Annotated in this window: 1 protein-coding gene; it reads left to right on the forward strand. The window is 65.9% G+C overall.

What is annotated here, in order from left to right:
• Positions 1–249 precede the first annotated feature (249 nt).
• A partial coding sequence (locus tag KVS67_RS11625; protein WP_217565408.1) for a hypothetical protein occupies positions 250–443 on the forward strand: 194 nt, incomplete at its 3' end.

Consider the following 443-nt stretch of genomic DNA (forward strand, 5'->3'; position numbering starts at 1 on the left):
TCGGGTGGGTCGAGAAGCGGCTGCAGCCTCGAGATGCTCCTCCGCATGGTCCGGCTTCAGCGCGAAGACCGCCCGTTGTCCCTGCAGCGCCTCCGGGAGGTCCTGGTCCAGGTCTGCCCAGCGCACTGTGGTGGCGGTCCAATCGACTGCCCGCACGCGCCGGCGATTCTCATCGGGTTCCTGAGCGTCGAAGGCATACCCCCCGGCACTCGCCCGACGTAGAGCAGGCCCTTCTTGAGCTTAGACGGCATGAACACCACGTCGCCGATGTCTATGCCGACCAAGGAATTCCACAGCTGGCTGGTGGAGCCGACGAACCGGCCCTGGGGCTCTCCCTTGTACGCATCCCCGACGACAGCCTTCACGTCGTCGCGCGACGAGCACGTCGAGAGATCTCCCACCTCCGCCCATCGGATCGTGGTGCAGCTCCGTTCCAGATTGCG

This window comes from Micrococcus sp. GbtcB5, from assembly GCF_019091605.1.
Classification (GTDB): Bacteria; Actinomycetota; Actinomycetes; order Actinomycetales; family Micrococcaceae; genus Micrococcus; species Micrococcus luteus.